General features: G+C 66.0%; 30 protein-coding genes. 26 read left to right on the top strand and 4 right to left on the bottom strand.

The genetic code is table 11. The features are described from left to right. Positions 1-3 precede the first annotated feature (3 nt). The 16 genes from rplP to map all read left to right on the top strand — a co-directional run bounded on the left by rplP (position 4) and on the right by map (position 8,224). The gene (rplP, locus tag CJ179_RS06435; protein ID WP_005239636.1) at positions 4-420 is read left to right on the top strand and encodes a 50S ribosomal protein L16; all 417 of its coding nucleotides are present in this window, start codon (positions 4-6) and stop codon (positions 418-420) included. Beyond that, positions 420-656, top strand: coding sequence for a 50S ribosomal protein L29 (gene rpmC / locus CJ179_RS06430; RefSeq protein WP_005239637.1), 237 nt, complete (start codon positions 420-422; stop codon positions 654-656). Before rplP ends, rpmC begins: the two co-directional genes overlap by 1 nt. Beyond that, positions 653-934 (top strand): 30S ribosomal protein S17, encoded by a 282-nt coding sequence (gene rpsQ, locus CJ179_RS06425; RefSeq protein ID WP_005239638.1) that lies wholly within the window; start codon positions 653-655, stop codon positions 932-934. Before rpmC ends, rpsQ begins: the two co-directional genes overlap by 4 nt. 170 nt (positions 935-1,104) lie before the next feature. Further along, entirely contained in the window at positions 1,105-1,473 is a 369-nt protein-coding gene (gene rplN, locus CJ179_RS06420) for a 50S ribosomal protein L14 (RefSeq protein WP_005239639.1), read from the top strand. Then, entirely contained in the window at positions 1,473-1,790 is a 318-nt protein-coding gene (gene rplX, locus CJ179_RS06415; RefSeq protein ID WP_005239640.1) for a 50S ribosomal protein L24, read from the top strand. Before rplN ends, rplX begins: the two co-directional genes overlap by 1 nt. Position 1,791: 1 nt before the next feature. Further along, entirely contained in the window at positions 1,792-2,358 is a 567-nt protein-coding gene (gene rplE, locus CJ179_RS06410; protein ID WP_005239642.1) for a 50S ribosomal protein L5, read from the top strand. 4 nt (positions 2,359-2,362) lie between these two features. Next, positions 2,363-2,548, top strand: coding sequence for a type Z 30S ribosomal protein S14 (locus CJ179_RS06405; RefSeq protein WP_005239644.1), 186 nt, complete (start codon positions 2,363-2,365; stop codon positions 2,546-2,548). Between the two features lie 152 nt (positions 2,549-2,700). After that, on the top strand, positions 2,701-3,099 hold the full coding sequence (rpsH, locus tag CJ179_RS06400) for a 30S ribosomal protein S8 (RefSeq protein ID WP_005239657.1): 399 nt from the start codon (positions 2,701-2,703) through the stop codon (positions 3,097-3,099). Between the two features lie 14 nt (positions 3,100-3,113). Next, positions 3,114-3,653, top strand: a complete 540-nt coding sequence (gene rplF / locus CJ179_RS06395; RefSeq protein ID WP_009479371.1) for a 50S ribosomal protein L6 — start codon at positions 3,114-3,116, stop codon at positions 3,651-3,653. A 1-nt stretch (position 3,654) separates the two neighbouring features. Beyond that, positions 3,655-4,062 (top strand): 50S ribosomal protein L18, encoded by a 408-nt coding sequence (gene rplR, locus CJ179_RS06390; protein ID WP_095860921.1) that lies wholly within the window; start codon positions 3,655-3,657, stop codon positions 4,060-4,062. A 37-nt stretch (positions 4,063-4,099) separates the two neighbouring features. Continuing rightward, positions 4,100-4,756 carry a 30S ribosomal protein S5 gene (gene rpsE, locus CJ179_RS06385; RefSeq protein WP_072945703.1) on the top strand — a complete coding sequence of 219 codons (657 nt, stop codon included), beginning with the start codon at positions 4,100-4,102 and terminating at the stop codon, positions 4,754-4,756. Continuing rightward, on the top strand, positions 4,756-4,935 hold the full coding sequence (gene rpmD / locus CJ179_RS06380; RefSeq protein ID WP_005253859.1) for a 50S ribosomal protein L30: 180 nt from the start codon (positions 4,756-4,758) through the stop codon (positions 4,933-4,935). Before rpsE ends, rpmD begins: the two co-directional genes overlap by 1 nt. 2 nt (positions 4,936-4,937) lie before the next feature. Next, complete coding sequence (gene rplO / locus CJ179_RS06375) at positions 4,938-5,381, top strand: 50S ribosomal protein L15 (RefSeq protein WP_005239667.1); 444 nt, start codon at positions 4,938-4,940, stop codon at positions 5,379-5,381. Positions 5,382-5,571: 190 nt separating this feature from the next. Further along, positions 5,572-6,885, top strand: a complete 1,314-nt coding sequence (secY, locus tag CJ179_RS06370) for a preprotein translocase subunit SecY (RefSeq protein ID WP_072945705.1) — start codon at positions 5,572-5,574, stop codon at positions 6,883-6,885. Continuing rightward, a complete protein-coding gene (locus CJ179_RS06365; protein ID WP_072945707.1) occupies positions 6,882-7,427 on the top strand; it encodes an adenylate kinase in 546 nt (181 codons plus the stop codon). The genes secY and CJ179_RS06365 overlap by 4 nt, the downstream gene beginning before the upstream one ends. Next, complete coding sequence (gene map, locus CJ179_RS06360; RefSeq protein ID WP_072945709.1) at positions 7,427-8,224, top strand: type I methionyl aminopeptidase; 798 nt, start codon at positions 7,427-7,429, stop codon at positions 8,222-8,224. Before CJ179_RS06365 ends, map begins: the two co-directional genes overlap by 1 nt. A gap of 21 nt (positions 8,225-8,245) precedes the next feature. Here the strand turns inward: map and dtd are convergent, their stop codons facing one another. Continuing rightward, positions 8,246-8,683 (bottom strand): D-aminoacyl-tRNA deacylase, encoded by a 438-nt coding sequence (dtd, locus tag CJ179_RS06355; protein WP_095861073.1) that lies wholly within the window; start codon positions 8,681-8,683, stop codon positions 8,246-8,248. A 265-nt stretch (positions 8,684-8,948) separates the two neighbouring features. Here dtd and infA point away from each other — a divergent pair, with 265 nt between their 5' ends. From infA to CJ179_RS06310, 9 genes are all read left to right on the top strand, one after another. Further along, entirely contained in the window at positions 8,949-9,170 is a 222-nt protein-coding gene (gene infA / locus CJ179_RS06350; RefSeq protein WP_003418601.1) for a translation initiation factor IF-1, read from the top strand. An 87-nt stretch (positions 9,171-9,257) separates the two neighbouring features. Then, entirely contained in the window at positions 9,258-9,371 is a 114-nt protein-coding gene (rpmJ, locus tag CJ179_RS06345) for a 50S ribosomal protein L36 (RefSeq protein ID WP_003938068.1), read from the top strand. A gap of 220 nt (positions 9,372-9,591) precedes the next feature. Beyond that, complete coding sequence (gene rpsM, locus CJ179_RS06340) at positions 9,592-9,966, top strand: 30S ribosomal protein S13 (RefSeq protein WP_005239677.1); 375 nt, start codon at positions 9,592-9,594, stop codon at positions 9,964-9,966. Continuing rightward, positions 9,966-10,379, top strand: a complete 414-nt coding sequence (rpsK, locus tag CJ179_RS06335) for a 30S ribosomal protein S11 (RefSeq protein ID WP_009479376.1) — start codon at positions 9,966-9,968, stop codon at positions 10,377-10,379. Before rpsM ends, rpsK begins: the two co-directional genes overlap by 1 nt. Before the next feature lie 22 nt (positions 10,380-10,401). Next, positions 10,402-11,007 (top strand): 30S ribosomal protein S4, encoded by a 606-nt coding sequence (gene rpsD, locus CJ179_RS06330; protein ID WP_005239683.1) that lies wholly within the window; start codon positions 10,402-10,404, stop codon positions 11,005-11,007. 116 nt (positions 11,008-11,123) lie between these two features. Beyond that, positions 11,124-12,185, top strand: coding sequence for a DNA-directed RNA polymerase subunit alpha (locus CJ179_RS06325; RefSeq protein WP_005239684.1), 1,062 nt, complete (start codon positions 11,124-11,126; stop codon positions 12,183-12,185). Between the two features lie 27 nt (positions 12,186-12,212). Further along, positions 12,213-12,782, top strand: coding sequence for a 50S ribosomal protein L17 (rplQ, locus tag CJ179_RS06320; RefSeq protein ID WP_011598158.1), 570 nt, complete (start codon positions 12,213-12,215; stop codon positions 12,780-12,782). A 5-nt stretch (positions 12,783-12,787) separates the two neighbouring features. Further along, positions 12,788-13,681, top strand: a complete 894-nt coding sequence (truA, locus tag CJ179_RS06315) for a tRNA pseudouridine(38-40) synthase TruA (protein WP_179377528.1) — start codon at positions 12,788-12,790, stop codon at positions 13,679-13,681. Between the two features lie 49 nt (positions 13,682-13,730). After that, positions 13,731-14,297: an NADPH-dependent FMN reductase gene (locus tag CJ179_RS06310; protein WP_072945714.1), complete on the top strand. Its 567-nt coding sequence runs from the start codon at positions 13,731-13,733 to the stop codon at positions 14,295-14,297. Here the strand turns inward: CJ179_RS06310 and eccE are convergent. After that, complete coding sequence (gene eccE, locus CJ179_RS06305) at positions 14,294-15,943, bottom strand: type VII secretion protein EccE (RefSeq protein ID WP_095860919.1); 1,650 nt, start codon at positions 15,941-15,943, stop codon at positions 14,294-14,296. The two genes, CJ179_RS06310 and eccE, sit on opposite strands and share 4 nt — an antisense overlap. A 112-nt stretch (positions 15,944-16,055) precedes the next feature. On the opposite strand from eccE, the gene eccB reads away from it, so the two are divergent. Then, positions 16,056-17,546 carry a type VII secretion protein EccB gene (gene eccB / locus CJ179_RS06300; protein WP_095860918.1) on the top strand — a complete coding sequence of 497 codons (1,491 nt, stop codon included), beginning with the start codon at positions 16,056-16,058 and terminating at the stop codon, positions 17,544-17,546. Positions 17,547-17,608: 62 nt separating this feature from the next. Here eccB and mycP read toward each other — a convergent pair whose 3' ends face one another. Next, positions 17,609-19,000: a type VII secretion-associated serine protease mycosin gene (gene mycP / locus CJ179_RS06295; RefSeq protein WP_095860917.1), complete on the bottom strand. Its 1,392-nt coding sequence runs from the start codon at positions 18,998-19,000 to the stop codon at positions 17,609-17,611. After that, on the bottom strand, positions 18,997-20,469 hold the full coding sequence (gene eccD, locus CJ179_RS06290) for a type VII secretion integral membrane protein EccD (RefSeq protein WP_095860916.1): 1,473 nt from the start codon (positions 20,467-20,469) through the stop codon (positions 18,997-18,999). Before eccD ends, mycP begins: the two co-directional genes overlap by 4 nt. Positions 20,470-20,678 lie beyond the last annotated feature (209 nt).

Below are 20,678 nucleotides of genomic sequence, written 5' to 3'. Positions count from 1 at the left end.
CGCATGTTGATCCCACGGCGGGTCAAGCACCGCAAGCAGCACCATCCGAGCCGTTCGGGTGCCGCCAAGGGTGGAACCCAGGTGACCTTCGGTGACTACGGCATCCAGGCTCTCGAGCCCGCCTACATCACCAACCGGCAGATCGAGTCCGCTCGTATCGCCATGACCCGGCACATCAAGCGTGGCGGCAAGATCTGGATCAACATCTTCCCGGATCGCCCCCTCACCAAGAAGCCGGCCGAAACCCGCATGGGTTCCGGTAAGGGTTCGCCCGAGTGGTGGATCGCGAACGTCAAGCCCGGTCGCGTGATGTTCGAAATGAGCTACCCCAATGAGGAGATCGCTCGTGAGGCCCTGCGTCGCGCGATGCACAAGCTCCCGTGCAAGTGCCGGATCGTGACAAGGGAGGAGCAGTTCTGATGGCTACTGGAACCCCAGCCGCAGAGCTCCGCGAGCTCACCGAAGAAGAGCTGGTCACCCGGCTTCGTGAGTCGAAGGAAGAGCTGTTCAACCTTCGTTTCCAGATGGCCACGGGTCAGATGGACAACAACCGTCGACTGCGTACCGTCCGTCACGAGATCGCGCGCATCTACACCGTTCTGCGTGAGCGTGAGCTCGGGCTGGCCGTCGGTCCGGACGCAGGTGACGCGGCATGAGTGAGGAAAAAGCAGTGAGCACTGAAGAGCGCGGCAGCCGTAAGGTCCGCACCGGATACGTCGTCTCCGACAAGATGGAGAAGACGATCGTGGTCGAGCTCGAGGACCGGGTCAAGCACCCGCTCTACGGCAAGATCATCCGGCGCACCAGCAAGGTGAAGGCGCACGACGAGAACGGCGTCGCAGGCATCGGTGACCGCGTGCAGCTGATGGAGACCCGTCCGCTGTCCGCGACCAAGCACTGGCGTCTCGTCGAGGTCCTCGAGAAGGCCAAGTAAGAAACCGAATAATGCATCCAGTACGATGGTGGGGTTGCCTTGCGGCAGACGCACGGCAACCCCACCGTTGTGCCGCCCACCCGGGCGGCCCCTCTCGCAGGGCACGGGTGCAGACCGCGCACGTCGGGTCGGAAATCTGCCGTGCAACAGTCCAGGTCAAGGAGAAGTAAGTGATTCAGCAGGAGTCGCGGCTGCGCGTCGCCGACAACACGGGTGCCAAGGAGATTCTCTGCATCCGCGTTCTCGGTGGTTCGTCTCGCCGCTACGCCGGGATCGGTGACATCATCGTCGCCACCGTCAAGGACGCCATCCCGGGTGGAAACATCAAGAAGGGCGAGGTCGTCAAGGCCGTCATCGTCCGCACCACCAAGGAACGCCGCCGTCCGGACGGGTCGTACATCAAGTTCGACGAGAACGCCGCCGTCCTCATCAAGCCGGACAACGATCCCCGTGGCACCCGCATCTTCGGCCCCGTCGGCCGTGAGCTGCGTGAGAAGAAGTTCATGAAGATCGTCTCGCTCGCCCCGGAGGTGCTGTGATGAAGGTGCACAAGGGTGACACCGTGCTGGTCATCGCCGGCAAGGACAAGGGCGCGAAGGGCAAGGTCATCCAGGCCTACCCCGCGACCAACAAGGTCCTCGTCGAAGGCGTGAACCGCATCAAGAAGCACACCGCGGTTTCCGCGAACGAGCGCGGAGCTTCCTCCGGCGGCATCGTCACGCAGGAAGCCCCGATCCACGTTTCCAACGTCGCGGTCGTCGACTCGGACGGCAACCCCACTCGCGTGGGCTACCGGACCGACGAAGAGTCCGGCAAGCGCGTTCGGATTTCCCGGAAGAACGGGAAGGACATCTGACATGACCTCCACTGAGAACAAGATCCAGCCGCGCCTGAAGACTCGCTACCGCGAGGAGATCAAGGCTGCGCTGAACACCGAGTTCGACTACGCCAACGTGATGCAGATCCCCGGCGTCGTCAAGGTCGTCGTCAACATGGGTGTCGGTGACGCCGCGCGCGACGCCAAGCTGATCAACGGTGCCGTCAACGATCTCGCTCTGATCACCGGTCAGAAGCCCGAGATCCGCAAGGCACGCAAGTCCATCGCGCAGTTCAAGCTCCGCGAGGGAATGCCGATCGGTGCCCGCGTCACGCTGCGTGGCGACCGCATGTGGGAGTTCCTGGACCGTCTCGTGTCCGTCGCGCTTCCCCGCATCAGGGACTTCCGCGGCCTGTCGGGCAACCAGTTCGACGGCAACGGCAACTACACGTTCGGCCTGAACGAGCAGTCGATGTTCCACGAGATCGACGTGGACAAGATCGACCGCCCGCGCGGCATGGACATCACCGTGGTGACCACCGCGACCAACAACGAAGAAGGCCGTGCCCTGCTGAAGCACCTCGGCTTCCCGTTCAAGGAGAACTGAGCTAATGGCTAAGAAGGCATTGGTCAACAAGGCCAACAAGAAGCCCAAGTTCGCGGTGCGCGCCTACACCCGCTGCCAGCGCTGCGGCCGTCCGCACTCGGTGTTCCGCAAGTTCGGCCTGTGCCGAATCTGCGTCCGTGAGATGGCGCACGCCGGCGAGCTGCCCGGCGTTCACAAGAGCTCCTGGTGAGCCGGTGACGCCGTCGCCGCAACGGCGACGGCGTCACCCCCACAGACTTCCGGTTCGTAACCTCGGACCGGGAAACGTAAGACCTACTTCGCGATAGGCCTGCGCCGGAAACGGCAGAGGGAACCGTTGTGAGAAAGGTAGAGGTCAACCTCATGACCATGACCGACCCCATCGCAGACTTCTTGACACGTCTGCGCAACGCCAACACGGCGTACCACGATGAGGTGAAGTTGCCCCACTCGAAGATCAAGGCGAACATCGCCGAGATCCTCAAGCGCGAGGGTTACATCGCCGACTACCGCACCGAAGACGCCGAGGTGGGCAAGACCCTCATCGTCGACCTGAAGTACGGCCCGAGCCGTGAGCGCAGCCTTGCCGGCGTGCGCCGCGTCTCCAAGCCCGGTCTGCGTGTGTACGCGAAGTCCACCAACCTGCCCAAGGTTCTGGGCGGCCTCGGCGTGGCGATCATTTCCACGTCCACCGGCCTGCTCACCGATCGCCAGGCGGCCAATCAAGGAGTGGGCGGGGAAGTCCTCGCCTACGTCTGGTAAGGGAGGCCACCACAATGTCGCGTATTGGAAAGATTCCCGTCACCGTCCCCGGCGGCGTCGACGTCTCGATCGACGGCCAGGACGTCACGGTCAAGGGTCCCAAGGGCTCGCTGGCCCTCACGATCTCCGAGCCGATTGCCATTGCGAAGAACGACGACGGCACGCTCAGCGTGACCCGTCCGGACGACGAGCGTCGCAGCCGCGCGCTGCACGGTCTGTCTCGCACCCTGGTGCAGAACCTCATCACCGGTGTCACCGACGGTTACACCACCAAGATGGAGATTCACGGCGTCGGTTACCGCGTTGCTCTGAAGGGCAAGGACCTCGAGTTCGCACTCGGCTACAGCCACCCGGTCCCGATCGAGGCTCCGGAAGGCATCACCTTCGCGGTCGAGTCGCCCACCAAGTTCTCGGTGTCGGGCATCGACAAGCAGAAGGTCGGGCAGATCTCGGCCAACATCCGTCGTCTCCGTCGTCCGGACCCGTACAAGGGCAAGGGCGTGCGTTACGAGGGTGAGCAGATCCGCCGCAAGGTCGGAAAGACGGGTAAGTGATATGAGCCAGACTGCAAACCAGAAAGCCAAGCGGGTTCCGCTCGGCAAGGATGCGTCCACGAAGCGTCGCCTGTCGAAGGTGCGTCGTCACTTCCGTCTCCGCAAGAAGGTCTCCGGCACGCCCGAGCGTCCCCGCTTGGTCGTCAACCGGTCCTCGCGCCACATCCACGTCCAGCTCGTGGACGACCTCGCAGGCCACACCCTGGCCGCGGCGTCGACCACCGAGGCCGACGTGCGTGCAGCGGACGGCGACAAGAAGGCCCTCAGTGCGAAGGTCGGTCAGCTGATCGCCGAGCGCGCGAAGGCAGCCGGTGTCGAGGCCGTCGTGTTCGACCACGGCGGACACGGCTACCACGGTCGCATCGCGGCCCTTGCGGACGCAGCTCGCGAAGGCGGGTTGAAGTTCTGATGACCAAGACCGAGTACATGAACGGAAGGACAGCCTGATGCCGGGACGTCAGAGGCGTGACGGCGGAAGCGGACCCGCCGGACAGAATGGCCCCAACACCGGGGACAACCGCGGCGGCGGCGACCGTCGTGGTGGCGGTCGCGACGATCGTCGCGGCGGACAGTCGGCCGAGAAGTCGAACCACATCGAGCGCGTCGTCACGATCAACCGCGTGTCGAAGGTCGTCAAGGGTGGTCGTCGCTTCAGCTTCACCGCTCTGGTGATCGTGGGCGACGGCAACGGACTGGTCGGCGTCGGCTACGGCAAGGCCAAGGAAGTTCCTGCGGCCATCCAGAAGGGCGTCGAGGAGGCTCGCAAGAGCTTCTTCCGTGTTCCGATGATCGGCAGCACCATCACGCACCCGATTCAGGGTGAGGCCGCAGCGGGCGTCGTCATGCTGCGTCCGGCAAGCCCCGGTACCGGTGTCATCGCCGGTGGCGCGGTGCGTGCCGTGCTGGAATGCGCCGGCATCCACGACATTCTGTCGAAGTCGCTCGGTAGCGACAACGCCATCAATGTTGTGCATGCGACCGTCGCTGCGCTCAAGGGCCTGCAGCGCCCCGAGGAAGTTGCCGCTCGCCGCGGTCTCGCCCTCGAGGACGTTGCCCCCGCCGGCATGCTGCGTGCGCGCGCACAGGCTGGGAGCGTGAAGTAATGGCCGAACTCAAGGTCACTCAGATCAAGAGCACCATCGGTACCAAGCAGAACCAGCGGAACTCGCTGCGCACCCTCGGCTTGAAGGGCATCCGTCAGACGGTTGTCCGCGAGGACAATGCCCAGAACCGCGGTCTGATCAACGTGGTGCGCCACCTCGTCACAGTTGAGGAGGTCTAACCATGACCATCAAACTGCATCACCTGCGCCCCGCGCCGGGAGCCAAGTCGGACAAGATTCGCGTCGGTCGTGGTGAAGGCGGCAAGCGCGGCAAGACCGCAGGTCGCGGCACGAAGGGCACCAAGGCCCGCAAGAACGTGCCCGCCGCCTTCGAGGGTGGACAGATGCCGCTGCACATGCGTCTGCCCAAGCTCAAGGGTTTCACCAACCCGTTCCGCACCGAGTACCAGGTCGTCAACGTCGGCGACATCGCCCGTCTGTTCCCCGAAGGTGGACAGGTCACGGTCGAGGACCTCGTTGCCAAGGGTGCCGTTCGCAAGAACCAGCTCGTCAAGGTTCTCGGCGACGGCGACCTGACTGTCGCCGTCCAGGTGACGGTCGACAAGTTCACCGGCTCCGCCAAGGAGAAGATCGCTGCTGCCGGTGGTACCGCCACCGAGCTGTGAGCTATCACCGCTAGCCAGTAGATGGCCGCAGTACAGCCTCGCGCTGTACTGCGGCCATTTGCGGCTGTACGGGAAGCACTGCCGCAGGTCTCCCAACTGTGCGTTCAGTTGCCACTGTTAGAGTTCTAGAGTTCATTCACGGACAAGTCGGTTACGACTTCGTCTCCCCACCGTCGTGCCAGGAGGATCTTTGCTTTCCGCCTTCGTCTCGGCCCTCAGGACCCCGGACCTGAGGCGGAAGATCCTCATCGCGCTCGGTCTCGTTGCGCTGTATCGCATCGGCGCGGTGATCCCGTCGCCGGGTGTCGACTACGGCAACGTCCGATCGTGCGTCGATCAGCTGTCGGGCGGCGACTCCGCGGGCATCTACTCGCTGATCAACCTGTTCTCCGGCGGTGCACTGCTGCAGCTGTCCATCTTCGCGATCGGCATCATGCCGTACATCACGGCCAGCATCATCGTCCAGCTGTTGACGGTCGTCATTCCGAAGTTCGAGGAACTCCGGAAGGAAGGCCAGTCCGGCCAGGCGAAGATGACGCAGTACACGCGCTATCTGTCGATCGCCCTGGCGATCCTGCAGGCCACCGGCATCGTGGCGCTCGCGTCGCGCGGCCAGCTGCTGCAGGGATGCCAGGAAGAGATCATCGCCGACAAGAGCATCTTCGGCCTCGTGATCATCGTGCTGGTCATGACCGCGGGCGCTGCCCTCGTCATGTGGTTCGGCGAGGTCATCACCGAGCGCGGCGTCGGCAACGGCATGTCGCTGCTGATCTTCTCGGGTATCGCGTCCCGCCTGCCGTCCGAGGGCAAGGCCATCCTGGACAGCCGCGGGGGACTGATCTTCGCGATCATCTGCGTCGCGGCGCTCGCCATCATCGCCGGCGTGGTCTTCGTCGAGCAGGGCCAGCGGCGCATCCCGGTGCAGTACGCCAAGCGCATGGTCGGCCGCAAGATGTACGGCGGTTCGTCGACGTACCTGCCGCTGAAGGTCAACCAGGCCGGCATCATCCCGGTCATCTTCGCGTCCTCGCTGCTGTACCTGCCGAACCTCATCGCGCAGCTCACCGGTGCCACGTCGTCCGCCGACCCCAGCTGGTGGCAGCGGATCATCAACGAGTACCTGGTGAATCCGAACAACCCGGTGTACATCGTGATCTACTTCGCGCTGATCGTGTTCTTCGTGTTCTTCTACGTCGCGATCACGTTCAATCCGGAAGAGCGCGCGGACGAGATGAAGAAGTTCGGCGGCTTCATCCCCGGTATCCGCCCGGGTCGCCCCACCGCGGACTACCTGAATTACGTGCTCAACCGCATCACCGTTCCCGGCTCGATCTACCTCGGCCTGATCGCGGTGCTGCCCCACTTCTTCCTGTCCGGAAGCCAGACCTCCAGCAGCATCTTCGGTGGTGCGGCCGTGCTGATTCTCGTCAGCGTCGCCCTGGACACGGTCAAGCAGATCGAAAGTCAATTGATGCAACGTAACTACGAAGGGTTCCTCAAGTGAGACTTGTCCTCCTTGGTCCTCCCGGTGCAGGCAAGGGCACCCAGGCCGCGATTCTGTCCGAGAAGCTCGGCGTCCCGCACATCTCCACGGGCGACCTGTTCCGCGCGAACATCGGCCAGGCCACCCCTCTCGGCCTCGAGGCGAAGAAGTACCTGGACGCCGGGGACCTGGTTCCCAGCGAGATCACCAACAACATGGTGAAGGCCCGCGTCGGCGAGCCCGATGCGGCCAACGGTTTCCTGCTGGACGGCTTCCCCCGGACCGTCGACCAGGCCCAGGCGCTCGAGGCGATCCTGGCCGAGCTGAACACCAAGCTCGACGCAGTGCTGTCGTTCATCGTCGACGAAGACGTCGTGGTCGAGCGGATGCTGGCCCGTGGCCGCGCCGACGACAAGGAGGACGTCATCCGCAACCGGCTCCGGGTGTACCGCGAGGAGACCGCGCCGCTGCTCGATTACTACAAGGAGCAGCTGGTGACCGTCGACGCCCTCGGTGAGGTCGACGAGGTCAACGCTCGCGCACTGGCAGCGCTGGGCAAGTAATGGGCTTCGGGCGTAAACGCAAGGTCGTTCCGTTCCGGACCGCGGGCGAGCTGGACGCGATGGCGGCCGCCGGTGCCATCGTCGGTGCGGCTCTCGTCGCGGTCCGCGAAGCGGCGAAGCCGGGTGTGAGCACGCTCGAACTCGACGAGGTGGCCGAGTCGGTCATCCGCGGCGCAGGCGCCGTGCCGTCGTTCAAGGGCTACCACGGGTTCAGCGGGTCGATCTGTTCGTCCGTGAACGATCGCGTGGTGCACGGGATTCCCTCGGCAGAAGACATTCTCGCCGAGGGAGACCTCGTCTCCATCGATTGCGGCGCCATTCTCGACGGCTGGCACGGCGATTCTGCGTGGACCTTCGGTGTCGGCGACATCATCGAAGCGGACCAGCAACTCAGCGAGGCCACCCGGCTGTCGATGGAGGCGGGCATCGCGGCCATGCTGGCCGGCAACCGGCTCACCGACATCTCGCATGCCATCGAACTCGGTACCCGCGCCGCCGAGGTCGCGCACGACCGCAAGTACGGCATCGTCGACGGCTACGGCGGTCACGGCATCGGCCGCGAAATGCACATGGAGCCGTTCCTCGCCAACGAGGGAGCCCCGGGCAAGGGACCCCAGCTGGTGGTCGGATCCGTTCTCGCGATCGAACCGATGCTGACCCTCGGGACCACGGATACCGTTGTCCTCGAGGATGATTGGACTGTCGTCACCACGGACGGCACTCGTGCCGCGCATTGGGAGCACACCGTCGCTGTCACCGAGGACGGACCGCGCATCCTCACCCTGCGTCCGGAGTAGCGAGCGCCCGCGGGCGCGGGCCTACACGTCGATCAGCAGCGTCACCGGACCGTCGTTGACGAGGCTGATCTCCATGTGTTCGCCGAACACACCCGTCTCGACGGTGGCGCCCAGCTCGCGCAGGGCGCCGGTGAATTCGTCCACCAGTGGTTCCGCCACGGGCCTCGGCGCCGCGGCGGACCAGGACGGGCGCCTGCCCCGGCGGGTGTCCGCCATCAGCGTGAACTGACTGGCGACGAGCACCGGGGCGTCGAGGTCGGCGGCGGACTGCTCGTTCTCCAGGATGCGCATGGTCCACACCTTCTTCGCGAGCAGAGCCGCCTTCGCCGCGTCGTCCGTGTGGGTGACGCCGATCAGGACGAGCAGCCCGTGGCCGCCGGCCGGGGGAGTGATCCGTCCCACCTCGTCGCCGTCGACCCGGACCGACGCGGACGTCACTCGCTGTACCAGGGCGCGCACGCACACCATCCTTCGAGTCGTGACCGGTGGGGTTCGGAAGCGGAATTCTCGCCGGGCGGGCGGGTCCGCCGGGGACCGCATTTGGCCTGGTGAGCAATTTCCCGTAACATGGATCAACGGTGCGCTATGCGTGCCGGTTGTCTGCGTGCCCAGTGCCGGATTCGATCCGGATTGTTCATGTTTCGGCCGGTGAAGATCCCATTGGGCGCCACGGTAACGGAAACAGATGCAATAAGCACGCCAAACCACATGGATCGCGGAGGATATGGCTAAGAAAGACGGGGCCATCGAGGTCGAGGGACGAGTAGTCGAGCCGCTGCCCAATGCGATGTTCCGCATTGAGCTCGAGAACGGCCACAAGGTTCTCGCCCACATCAGCGGAAAGATGCGTCAGCACTACATTCGCATCCTCCCGGAAGATCGCGTTGTCGTGGAGCTGTCGCCCTACGACTTGTCGCGCGGACGCATCGTTTACCGGTACAAGTAGAAGCTTCCCCGCCCGACCAGGTCGGGGAGAAGTACGTCCGCTGCGGATCTGCGTAGTGGGCTGCCACAAAACAGGAGATCAGAAGACGTGAAGGTTCAGCCGAGCGTCAAGAAGATCTGCGAAAAGTGCAAGGTGATCCGTCGTAACGGCCGGGTCATGGTGATCTGCGAGAACCTGCGCCACAAGCAGCGTCAGGGCTAGATCTCCGCTTTTCGAGGATCTGCTTGGCAACAAGCAAAGATGACCTCCCAGCACCAGCCAGTACCCACGGCTCTCGAGCAGGTACTGGTTCACCCCCGGCACGGAGGCCGGGGCCCCACTGAGTTAGTTGAAGCATCGCCGGTCGCGAGACCGCCGACGTTTGAAGAGGCACAGGGGATGGACTGGGAGCAGACCTCCGCACACCGATAGGAATGCCGACATGGCACGTCTCGCAGGTGTCGATCTTCCCCGTGAAAAGCGGATGGAGATCGCACTTACTTACATCTACGGCATCGGCCGTACCCGCTCCAAGGAGATCCTGGACGCCACCGGCGTCAGCCCGGATCTGCGGAGCAAGGATCTCTCGGACGAGGATCTGGCCAAGCTCCGCGAGTACATCGAGGAGTCGCTGAAGGTCGAGGGTGACCTTCGCCGCGAGGTCCAGGCCGACATCCGACGCAAGATCGAGATCGGCTGCTACCAGGGCTTGCGCCACCGTCGTGGTCTGCCCGTGCGTGGTCAGCGCACCAAGACCAACGCCCGCACCCGTAAGGGTCCGAAGCGCACCATTGCAGGCAAGAAGAAGGCGAAGTAATGCCCCCCAAGTCACGTGGCACCGGTCCGAAGAAGACCCAGAAGGCGCGTCGCAGGGACAAGAAGAACGTCCCGCACGGCGCCGCTCACATCAAGAGCACGTTCAACAACACCATCGTGTCCATCACGGACCCCGCCGGAAACGTGATTTCCTGGGCGTCCTCGGGACACGTCGGCTTCAAGGGTTCGCGTAAGTCGACCCCGTTCGCCGCCCAGCTGGCCGCAGAGAACGCAGCCCGCAAGGCGCAGGAGCACGGCGTCAAGAAGGTCGACGTCTTCGTCAAGGGCCCCGGCTCCGGCCGTGAGACCGCGATCCGCTCGCTTCAGGCCGCAGGCCTCGAGGTCGGCACCATCTCCGATGTCACCCCCCAGCCGCACAACGGCTGCCGTCCGCCCAAGCGGCGTCGGGTCTAGCGGGAAGGATAGGTAGAAAAAAATGGCACGTTATACCGGACCCATCACCCGCAAGTCGCGTCGTCTGCGCGTCGACCTCGTTGGAGGCGACCAGGCGTTCGAGCGTCGTCCCTACCCGCCGGGCCAGCACGGCCGCGCGCGGATCAAGGAGAGCGAGTACCTGCTCCAGCTGCAGGAGAAGCAGAAGGCTCGCTTCACCTACGGCGTCATGGAGAAGCAGTTCCGCCTGTACTACAAGGAGGCGAACAACCGCCCCGGTAAGACCGGTGAGAACCTGCTCCGCATCCTGGAGTCGCGTCTCGACAACGTCGTGTACCGCGCCGGACTGGCTCGCACCCGCCGCCAGGCCCGTCAGCTGGTCACGCACGGTCACCTTCTCGTGAACAACAAGAAGGTCGACATCCCCAGCTACCGCGTCTCGCAGTACGACATCATCGATGTCAAGGACAAGTCGCTGTCGACGCTTCCCTTCCAGGTTGCGCGCGAGACCCAGGGCGATCGCCCGATCCCGGGTTGGCTGCAGGTTGTCGGTGGACGTCTCCGGGTTCTGGTTCACCAGCTTCCCGAGCGTGCGCAGATCGACGTTCCTCTGCAGGAACAGCTCATCGTCGAGTACTACTCGAAGTAGGCCTGACGGCTCGTGCGCCTTTCCGGTAGTTCCGACTACCGGAAAGGCGCACGGGCACGAAGTGCCTTTCCCATCGTGGGCGTCAAATAGCGGACGCCCGTACAGGAGGAAATCCAATGCTCATTTCTCAGCGACCCACGCTGACCGAAGAGGTCATCGCTGACAACCGCTCGAAGTTCGTCATCGAGCCCCTCGAGCCAGGCTTCGGGTACACACTCGGCAATTCGCTCCGCCGTACGCTGCTCTCGTCGATTCCCGGCGCTGCTGTCACCAGCATCCGCATCGACGGCGTTCTGCACGAGTTCACCACAGTTCCCGGTGTGAAGGAAGATGTCACCGACATCATCCTGAACCTCAAGGGTCTCGTCGTGAGCTCCGAAGAGGACGAGCCGGTCACCATGTACGTCCGCAAGCAGGGCCCCGGCGCTGTGACCGCAGGCGACATCGTGCCCCCGGCCGGCGTCACCGTGAACAACCCGGATCTGCACATCGCCACCCTGAACGACAAGGGAAAGCTGGAGATCGAGCTCGTCGTCGAGCGCGGTCGCGGCTACGTCCCCGCCGTCCAGAACAAGGCGTCCGGCGCCGAGATCGGCCGTATCCCGGTCGACTCGATCTACTCGCCGGTGCTCAAGGTCACCTACAAGGTGGAGGCCACCCGCGTCGAGCAGCGCACCGACTTCGATCGGCTCGTGCTCGATGTGGAAACCAAGAACTCCATCACCGCTCGGGACGCGCTCGCTTCGGCGGGCAAGACCCTGGTTGAGCTCTTCGGCCTGGCCCGTGAGCTGAACGTCGAAGCAGAAGGCATCGAGATCGGACCCTCGCCCGCCGAGGCCGATCACATCGCTTCGTTCGGACTGCCCATCGAGGACCTGGACCTGACGGTCCGTTCCTACAACTGCCTCAAGCGCGAAGGTGTTCACACCGTCGGTGAGCTTGTCGGCCGTACCGAGTCCGATCTGCTCGACATCCGCAACTTCGGACAGAAGTCCATCGACGAGGTGAAGGTCAAGCTGCATTCGCTCGGCCTGGCCCTCAAGGACAGCCCCGCGTCCTTCGATCCCACCACCGTTGCCGGCTACGACGCCGCCACCGGAACGTGGAGCGACACGGACGCCGGTTCCTTCGGTGATGCCGAGGGCACCGAGGACTACGCCGAGACCGAACAGCTGTAGCTCACGGTCCTTTACTAGGAGATCATCATGCCCAAGCCCAAGAAGGGTGCTCGCTTCGGCGGGTCGGCTTCGCACCAGAAGGCGATCTTCGCCAATCTGGCTACCGCGCTCTTCGAGCACGGCCGCATCACCACCACGGAGTCCAAGGCCAAGGCCCTGCGCCCGTACGCCGAGAAGCTCGTCACGCACGCCAAGGCCGGAACCCTGGCTCACCGTCGCGAGGTTCTGAAGGTCATCCGCAACAAGGATGTCGTGCACACCCTGTTCGCGGAGATCGGCCCGTTCTACGCCGATCGTGACGGCGGCTACACCCGCATCATCAAGACGGTCCCCCGCAAGGGTGACAACGCGCCGATGGCGATCATCGAGCTCGTCAAGGAGAAGACCGTCACCTCCGAGGCCGACCGTGCTCGTCGCGTGAAGGCATCGCAGGATGCGCCGGCTGCTGCTCCCGCCGAGGAGAACGTCGTCGAGGCCGTCGAGGCCGAGGCAACCGACGCCGAGGTCGAGAACGCTGACGCCGTCGTCGAGGCCATCGAGGACGAGACCGCCACCGCGGCCGACGCTCCCGAGGCCGAAGAGGCCAAGAAGGACTAGTCCACTTGGTTTCGGCACACGCTGAATCGAACGAGCCCGTCGTCCCCCCGGGGGACGGCGGGCCCGTTTCGTATGAGACCCGTCGCTTGCGCCTGGACATCGCGTACGACGGAACCGATTTCTCCGGGTGGGCCCGCCAGAACGGCCTGCGCACGGTGTGCGGGGAGATCGAGGAGAAGCTCGGCGCCGTCCTGCGCACGCCGTTGCAGCTCACGGTGGCGGGGCGGACCGACGCCGGCGTCCACGCCACCGGTCAGGTCGCGCACGTCGACCTTCCGGTCGACGCCCTGCCGGAAGACCCGTCCCGGCTGGTCCGCAGGCTCGCGCGCTTTCTGCCGAAGGATGTGCGGATCAAGCGGATCTCCTTCGCGCCCGAACACTTCGATGCACGGTTCTCCGCGATGCGGAGGCACTACGAGTACCGCCTGACATCGGCGGTCTACGGTGCCGACCCGCTCCGAGCGAGGGACACCGTGTCGTATCCGAAGGTCCTGGACCTCGAACTCATGCGCTCGGCGTCCGCGATGCTGCTGGGACTGCACGACTTTGCGGCGTTCTGCAAACGCCGGGAAGGGGCCACCACGGTCCGCGATCTCCAGCGTTTCGATTGGGAACGCGACGGCGACGTGTTCACCGCCTTCGTCAGCGCCGACGCGTTCTGCTGGTCGATGGTGCGCAGTCTCGTCGGTGCGGTTCTCGCCGTGGGGGAGGGCAGGCGCGATCTCGGCTGGATCGAGGGTCTCCTCCGCGAGAAGTCGCGGTCGAGTTCGATTCTGGTGGCCCCCGCGCACGGACTGTCCCTGGTGCGGGTCGACTACCCCGAAGACGCGGATCTGGCGGCACGCAACCAGATCACCCGGGACGTTCGGACCGTGCCCGGTGGCTGCTGCGGCGACTGAAGCCGGATCGTCGACCTCCAGGATTGCCCCGGAAAGAAGGAGTGTGTTCATGACCGCAGTCGAGCCCGTCCGACTCGAGATCATCATCGGGTCCGTCAGAGTGGGCCGGATCGCTCCCGTCGTCGCCGGCTGGTTCGCCGAACGTGCGCGCGCCTACCCGGGACTGGACGTGGGGGTCATCGACCTCGCCGACACGCCGTTGCCGCAGGATCTCGGCGATTCCCCGGTGACGGACGAATTCCGCGAGCGGGTGGGCCGAGCCGACGGATTCGTGGCCGTCACCTCCGAATACAACCACGGCTACCCTGCGGCGCTGAAGACCGCGTTCGACAGTCTCAAACACGAATGGCGTTCGAAGCCCATCGGTTTCGTGTCGTACGGTGGGCTGGCCGGCGGGCTCCGGGCCACCGAACAGCTACGCCAGGTGGTGGCGGAACTGCACATGGTGTCGGTCCGGCAGAGTGTGAGCTTCCACCGGGTGCGCAAGAGATTCGACGACCAGGGGCAGACCACCGACGGCGCCGCCATCGACTCGGCGGACCGCATGCTGGCCCAGTTGGTGTGGTGGGCCGACGCGGTCCGGGTTCAGCGCGAGACCGCGCCGTACCCCGGCTAGTACTGGTAGGCGGGCGGGTACTCCTCCACCGCGCGCGGGCGGCCGATGAACGCAGTCTCGGACGAGATCGTGACCAGCATCAGTTCGATGCTCGTCCCTCCCGTCGACAGAAGAATCCGGTCGCCGAGAGCATTCGGCTGGACGATGGACAGGTCCGGTTCGGCGCCGGGCCACTGACTCGGCTCCCCGTACAGGTAGATCGCTGTGACCCCGGCGCGGGGCGGCAGCGCGTTGACGCCGTCGAACACCACCGTGTTGAACCTATTGTCGGACTGCGGGTTGTGACCCGCGATGCGCAACCGGTCAGGCGTGGCGATGGAGTCGATCAACGACGACCACGCGTCGGGCCGATCGGTGTGGATGAGCACCCGGGCACCTGTTGCAACGGCGCGGAACACCAGTTGCTGGGCGAGGTACAGCTCGCCCGCCACATAGACCATGCCGACGCCGGGACCTGCGATGCGGGCGGTGATTCCGTGGCCGTAGTCGTCGGAACCGATGAGCTGGCCGCACCCCGCCGGTGGCAACTGCAAGGCGCGCAGTTCCTCGACGGACATGTCGGTCAACGGCATCACGTCGTCGAGGTCCGACATCGCGAGGGGGAGATTGGACAGCAGCCCGTCCTTGTGCCTGCCCTGCATCGAGACGAGCCCGGGAATCGCGAGCGGCGCGGGCATCGTCCGGGTGGTCACCCGGCAGGCCGCACCGATCTTCACCTGGCCGTCGTACCCGCCGGGGCGGAGACGGATCGTCACCGTCGTGCCGAGGCTCGACGGAACCCACAGCTTCGCGAGCAGATCTCTCGTCAGGTACCGCGGGTCGACGCCGTAGCCGGTGTTGCACACTCCGGGCAGCGGCGCCTGCTTCCACGTCTGCGTGAAGGTTTTCGGGTCGACGCCGCGACTGATCTGCAGCGCGGCGGAGTCGATCTCGGGGGCGGTGAGAATCCGCGCGCGGCAGCCGGAATCGGCGAGGGCGCGCACGACCCGGCCGGCCGCGATCGTGATCGCGCGGGAAGCGCCTTCCTCGCCGCCGCCTCGCCGGGCCACAGTCGCGACGCTCTCGGTGGCGTCGAATCGCAGGGCGAGCCAGACCATCCGGGTCGCCGTCGCCGGGAGCGGTCCGACCAGTCTGTCGTACACATCGGTCGCGGGTGTGCCTGCCGCGGCGCGATAGCCGTGGCTGACGATGTCGATTCCGGTCAGCGAGATGTCGTGCTGCACGAGGCACGCGGCGAGCGCGTCGGTGGGGAGTTCGTGCGTCGTCTGGAAGCCGTCACGGGTGATCTGGGTGAGACTGCCCGCGGGAGGAAGGACCTCGACGACGGCGACCACGTTCCCCCCGTCCCAGCGGAGCCCGACGGACTGGCCGGTCGGCGCCTGGAAACCGACGGTGCGGGACTCCGTCCGGCCGGGTTCGGTGCAGTACCGCCAGTACGTCCGGGCCCAGTCCAGGCTCGACCAGCCGCCTACCCGGACGAGCGCGGCGACGACGAGAAGGACGGCAAGTGCGACGGCGCCCCACCAGACCAGCCCGCACAGCGAGGCCACGACGCCGCCGGTCACCCCCAGAAGTTGTGCGATGATCACCTCGGTCGCCGAGAACCGAAGAGACGACGGCCGACGTGTGACGCGTGAGCGGTCCATGGTTCCTCCCCCGAATACCTGAACCCAGCAGACCCGTACCCGTCCGCCGTGAAGATTGTCGATGGAACTGTACTGTGTCACCCCGAGCGCTGTGCAGCACGGGGGAGGAACAATGGCTGTAACACCCACCACCCGGTGGCAGGTCAACGGGTATCGCTTTCTGATCAGAAGGATGGAGCACGCCCTGGTGCGTCGCGACGTCCGAATGTTGCACGACCCCATGCGGTCGCAGTCACGCGCACTCGCGGTGGGGGTTGTGATCGCGTCACTCGGCCTCGCCGGGTGCGCAGCGCTGGCGCTGTTCCGTCCGCAGGACAAGATCGGTGACGCGTCGATCGTCGTCGGCAAGGACTCGGGCGCAATGTTCGTCGTCATGGGCGACACTCTCCGTCCCGTTTTGAATCTCGCGTCCGCCCGGCTCATCGTCGGAAAGTCCGAGAATCCGGTGATCGTCAAGGAATCTGAACTCGACACCCGCGCGCGCGGTGCCCTCGTCGGGATCCCCGGCGCGCCGTCGGCGCTGCCTGCCGGAGACCCCGCGGCGAAGACCCCGTGGACCGTGTGCGATTCGATCGCGGCCGACGGAAATCATTCCGTCACAACATCGGTCATCGTCGGGAAGACGGAGGGTTCCGACGGCGGCGGGTCCCTCACGGGAGATCAGGCACTGCTTGCGTCGACCTCCGACGCGTCGTACCTGATCTACGGCGGCAAGCGGGCCAGGGTCGACCTGGACGACCCTGCTGTCACCCGTGCGCTGGGCCTCGAAGGCGCCCGGCCGCGTCCGGTGAGCAAGGGCCTCGTCAACGCCATCCCCGAGGTGCCGCCACTCGCGGCTCCCGTCATTCCGGGGGCCGGAAGCAGCCCTCGGTATCCGTTGCAGGACAAGGTCGTGGGATCGGTGTTCACGGCGCTGATCGGCTCCGAGGCCACCCACTACGTGGTCCTTCGCGACGGAATCCAGAAGATCAGCTCGGCCGTCGCGAACCTGATCTTCCTGTCGGACTCGCACGGCGACACCGAGATGTCGAGCGTCCCGCCGGACGCCACCAAGCGAATCCCCTCCGTGGAACAGATTGAGGTGGACAGCTTTCCCGAGTCGGCGCCCACGATCGTCGATGCCTCCGACAGTCCCGTGAGCTGCCTGACGTGGAAGCCTCTCCGTGCACCGGACGAGACCGGCTCGAGTGGTCCGGCGGCCGAACTGTCGCTGGTCGCGGGCCGCGCCCTCCCGATCCCGGGCGACGCCCGCGCGGTCGAACTGGCCCAGGCGGACGGCGCGGGCGACAACGCCGACACGGTCTATGTACAACCGGGAACCAGCGGTTTCGTGCAGTCCACCGGCATCGAGCCCACGAGCACGCGACGTGACAGCTGGTTCTTCGTCGCGGACACGGGAGTTCGGTTCGGTATCCCGGACAGGGACGCGGACAAAGACTCTGCCAAGGCATTGGGGCTCGACGGCGCCCAGCCTCTCGCGCCCTGGCAGATACTCGCCCTCCTGGCGCAGGGCCCCTCGCTCGGAAAGTCGTCGGCGCTCGTTGCACACGACGGTGTCGCACCGGACCTCGACCCTGCCGCTGTCGCGTCAGGATCCAGATAGGAGTTCGCGGGGGAGGACGCGGTCTCGTTCAGGCGTCCGCATCCTCCCCGTCGGGCGGAGGGTCAGTTCCGGTCGGTCGCCGAGCGGAACCGGCGGCGGAGCGGGAACGACGCCAGGACGCCGAGCACGAGCAGTGCGCTCAGCGTTCCGGTGGCCGCCACTGCGACGTTGCGCGGCCGATGGTCCGGGGGAACAGCGGCCGGAAGCTCCTCGATCGCGACGGAATTCGACTGATCGACGATGGCATCGTCGAGGGGAACGTCGGCGGTGACTGCCGCCAGCGGATCGATGATCCCGTGCCCGACCGACGGATTCCACCCCTCTGCCGGAGCATGCGCCGTGGCCTCGATGCGGGCCATGACCTGTTGTGCGGACAGTTGCGGGAACCGCGAACGAACCAGGGCGACGGTCGCCGAGACGTACGGGGCGGCGAAACTCGTTCCCTGCACCGGCTCTGCGTTGCCCTCTGGGGCGTACACCGTGTTCGTCAGGTCGCCGGTGGTCGGGTGCAGTGACGTGAGACCGGTTCCCGGGGCTGCGACGTCGACCCACGGACCGGCCAGGCTGAAGTCGCTCGCCGAACCGTTTGGCTCGACGGAGCCGACGGTGAGCACGTAGTCGTCGTACCAGGCGGGACTCGCGATGGTGCTGACGGAGTCCCACAGATCGGCGCCGGGCCGGAGGGGGTCGACCGGTGGATTCTGAATCTTGCAGTCTCCTGAACCGAAGTTGCCTGCTGCCGCGACCACCACGGCGTTGTGCACGGTGACGGCGTACTTCACGGCAGCTCCCACGTACCGGTCGCCGCTGCCGATCCCCTCCGCAGCGGTCTTGCACGCGACCTCGGAGATGTTGATGACGGTCGCACCCTGGTCGGCCGCACGCCGGATCGCCGTCGCCATCGTCACAACGTTTCCGTATCCGCCGACCGAGTTGCCGGCGTTGTCGACCTCGTCGGCCTGGCCGGCGGGGTTGTACGCATTGCTCGACTGCCGGATCGACAGGATCCGCGAATCCGGTGCGCCACCGGAGAAACCGGAACCGGGCACCTGCGAGGCGCCGATCAACCCGGCGACGAGAGTGCCGTGCGCGTCGCAGTCGACCGTTCCGGTCTGCGTCCCCACGAGGTCGCCGCCGTCCACGAGTCCGGGGAGACGGGGGTGCCGCGAGACGCCGGTGTCGATCACCGCGACGATCTGACCGGCGCCCCTCGTGATCGGCCAGACCGACTGGAAGTCGAGATCGCGCTGGGCCGCCGGGACGTCGGGGCCGTCGGGCACGCGCACGGCATCTTTGCAATTGCGGCGTAGCTCGGCCTTCTGGCGGTCCGTCGGTGGAACAAGTCCGACGTCCACGGGAGCGGGCGCCACAGCCGAGGCGCCGCCCTGACCCACGGCGGCGGTGACCGCCACGATCGCGGTGGCCAGGACGACGCGGGTGAGCCGGCGCCTCACAGTCCACGCATCAGCGAGTAGAGACCGGTCACCCAGCACACCAGCGGGACGATCGACGCGATCACCGCCAGATCGATGAGCTCGGCCACCCGCCGCATCACGGGCGAGAACGTCCGGCGGGGGGCGAGGATTCCCAGCACCAGCCCGCCGACGGCGAACAGGATCGCGACCGCGAACGACACGATCGCGAAGTCGGGCACGGCGACAGCCGCGGCGGTGAGCAGCAGAACCAGTATCGTCACCCCGCCCGCGATCAGCGGAACGGCCTGCTCGGCGCTGCTGTATGTGCGTCCCCGGAACATCAGGACGGTGGCGGTGGCGACGGCGAGAGCGAGTCCGGGCCAGAAGATTCCGTCGTGCACGCCCGGGTGCGCCGCGACGAGGGCGCCGGTCACGGCGAGTGCCGTCATCGCGCCGACCAGGCCCGTGAGGTACTTGCGGGCACGTGCCGCTCGCTGTGCGAGGGAGTCGAACGAGGGCATCGTCACCTCGTCGTCCGGGTCGTCCTCGGACGGATCGACCGACGTGCCCGGAGCGGGGACCGGGGGCAGCGGAAGCTTCGCCAGCAGTATCGACACCCGGGCCGAGAAGGCGAGTCCGACCAGCGCCGCCGCCACGACGCCCGCGCCGACCGCGGCGGTCGGGTTGCCGAACAGCGTGGCCACGAGCGCGGCGATCGATCCGAACAGGGACGTCACCGACAATGCCGTGAACAGTCGCAGCCCGACCCCGCCCAGTCGTAACGCCAGAACGGCGGTGGTACCGGCCAGCGCGAGCCCGAGGAGCAGGTGCGCAGCGCCGAGATCGCCCGGCACGAACAGAATTCCCGCGGCGAACGAGAGGGGAACGGCGCATCCGCTGAGGACCACGGAACTGGGCGCGTCGCCGTAGACGCGGCCGGTGACCGCGCCGGCGATCAGGAACAGCAGGGCCGTCGCGACGGCACAACCCGCCCCCAGGAATCCTTCCGTCCCCGCCCCGGACCACAACAGTGCGAACGAACCGACGACGGTGCCGAGCACGGCGGCGACGGAGCCCACGACCCGTGCGGAACCCCGGGTCCACTCGCGGTCGCCCTCGGCGTCGGCGATCGCCACGTTGTACATGATGTCGTCGAACAGCGGCGGCGGTGCGCCGGCGTGCACACTCTGCAGCACGAGGAGATCCCCGTCGCGGATTCCGTGCTCGTGCAACGTCAACGTGGTCGAGAGCGGCGAGTGCCCGATCTTCGCGAGAACCCACTCGCTCGGTTCGTACTGTTCGAGGGAGTCGTCGAAATCGTTGGTACTGCGATGGGTGCGAATGGTGTCGACGATCCCCGGAACGAGGATGGCGAGCGGCACACCGAACGGCACGGCCATGTCGACCTGCGAATGCGTCGACAGGACGGTGATGCGGCACAGATCGGCCGCGGCACCGGGACGGGTGGACGAAGCGGATCCCCGCGATTCGTCATGGGTGACGGACACTGCGATTCCCCCAACTCTTCCGACGCACAACCCCATCTGCGCCGTTACGACACCGATCGACGACAGATCACGGATCGTCGTCCGGTTTGATCACGGGTGACCTTACGACACTGCGGGCGGTGCCTCCAGTGTCTACAGGGCACGACCTCCTATATGCCCGATCGCCCTCCATGGGTTAGTGTCTGACTTCGCGGATCGAGCCCAGGGGG

This window comes from Rhodococcus sp. ACS1, from assembly GCF_002300155.1.
Taxonomy (GTDB): domain Bacteria; phylum Actinomycetota; class Actinomycetes; order Mycobacteriales; family Mycobacteriaceae; genus Rhodococcus_F; species Rhodococcus_F koreensis.
The sequence above is the reverse complement of the archived record's forward strand: the minus strand, read 5'-3'. Positions and strand labels throughout refer to the sequence as shown.

Coding starts and splice junctions, on each gene's coding strand:
- rplQ (WP_011598158.1), top strand. CDS start 12,213: ATGCCCAAGCCCAAGAAGGGTGCTCGCTTCGGCGGGTCGGCTTCGCAC.
- rplR (WP_095860921.1), top strand. CDS start 3,655: ATGAGCCAGACTGCAAACCAGAAAGCCAAGCGGGTTCCGCTCGGCAAG.
- rplF (WP_009479371.1), top strand. CDS start 3,114: ATGTCGCGTATTGGAAAGATTCCCGTCACCGTCCCCGGCGGCGTCGAC.
- rpsQ (WP_005239638.1), top strand. CDS start 653: ATGAGTGAGGAAAAAGCAGTGAGCACTGAAGAGCGCGGCAGCCGTAAG.
- rplP (WP_005239636.1), top strand. CDS start 4: ATGTTGATCCCACGGCGGGTCAAGCACCGCAAGCAGCACCATCCGAGC.
- rplX (WP_005239640.1), top strand. CDS start 1,473: ATGAAGGTGCACAAGGGTGACACCGTGCTGGTCATCGCCGGCAAGGAC.
- CJ179_RS06310 (WP_072945714.1), top strand. CDS start 13,731: ATGACCGCAGTCGAGCCCGTCCGACTCGAGATCATCATCGGGTCCGTC.
- rpsD (WP_005239683.1), top strand. CDS start 10,402: ATGGCACGTTATACCGGACCCATCACCCGCAAGTCGCGTCGTCTGCGC.
- CJ179_RS06325 (WP_005239684.1), top strand. CDS start 11,124: ATGCTCATTTCTCAGCGACCCACGCTGACCGAAGAGGTCATCGCTGAC.
- CJ179_RS06405 (WP_005239644.1), top strand. CDS start 2,363: ATGGCTAAGAAGGCATTGGTCAACAAGGCCAACAAGAAGCCCAAGTTC.
- map (WP_072945709.1), top strand. CDS start 7,427: ATGGGCTTCGGGCGTAAACGCAAGGTCGTTCCGTTCCGGACCGCGGGC.
- rpsE (WP_072945703.1), top strand. CDS start 4,100: ATGCCGGGACGTCAGAGGCGTGACGGCGGAAGCGGACCCGCCGGACAG.
- eccB (WP_095860918.1), top strand. CDS start 16,056: ATGGCTGTAACACCCACCACCCGGTGGCAGGTCAACGGGTATCGCTTT.
- rpsK (WP_009479376.1), top strand. CDS start 9,966: ATGCCCCCCAAGTCACGTGGCACCGGTCCGAAGAAGACCCAGAAGGCG.
- rpsH (WP_005239657.1), top strand. CDS start 2,701: ATGACCATGACCGACCCCATCGCAGACTTCTTGACACGTCTGCGCAAC.
- rpmC (WP_005239637.1), top strand. CDS start 420: ATGGCTACTGGAACCCCAGCCGCAGAGCTCCGCGAGCTCACCGAAGAA.
- rpsM (WP_005239677.1), top strand. CDS start 9,592: ATGGCACGTCTCGCAGGTGTCGATCTTCCCCGTGAAAAGCGGATGGAG.
- eccE (WP_095860919.1), bottom strand. CDS start 15,943: ATGGACCGCTCACGCGTCACACGTCGGCCGTCGTCTCTTCGGTTCTCG.
- rpmD (WP_005253859.1), top strand. CDS start 4,756: ATGGCCGAACTCAAGGTCACTCAGATCAAGAGCACCATCGGTACCAAG.
- infA (WP_003418601.1), top strand. CDS start 8,949: ATGGCTAAGAAAGACGGGGCCATCGAGGTCGAGGGACGAGTAGTCGAG.
- rplO (WP_005239667.1), top strand. CDS start 4,938: ATGACCATCAAACTGCATCACCTGCGCCCCGCGCCGGGAGCCAAGTCG.
- rplE (WP_005239642.1), top strand. CDS start 1,792: ATGACCTCCACTGAGAACAAGATCCAGCCGCGCCTGAAGACTCGCTAC.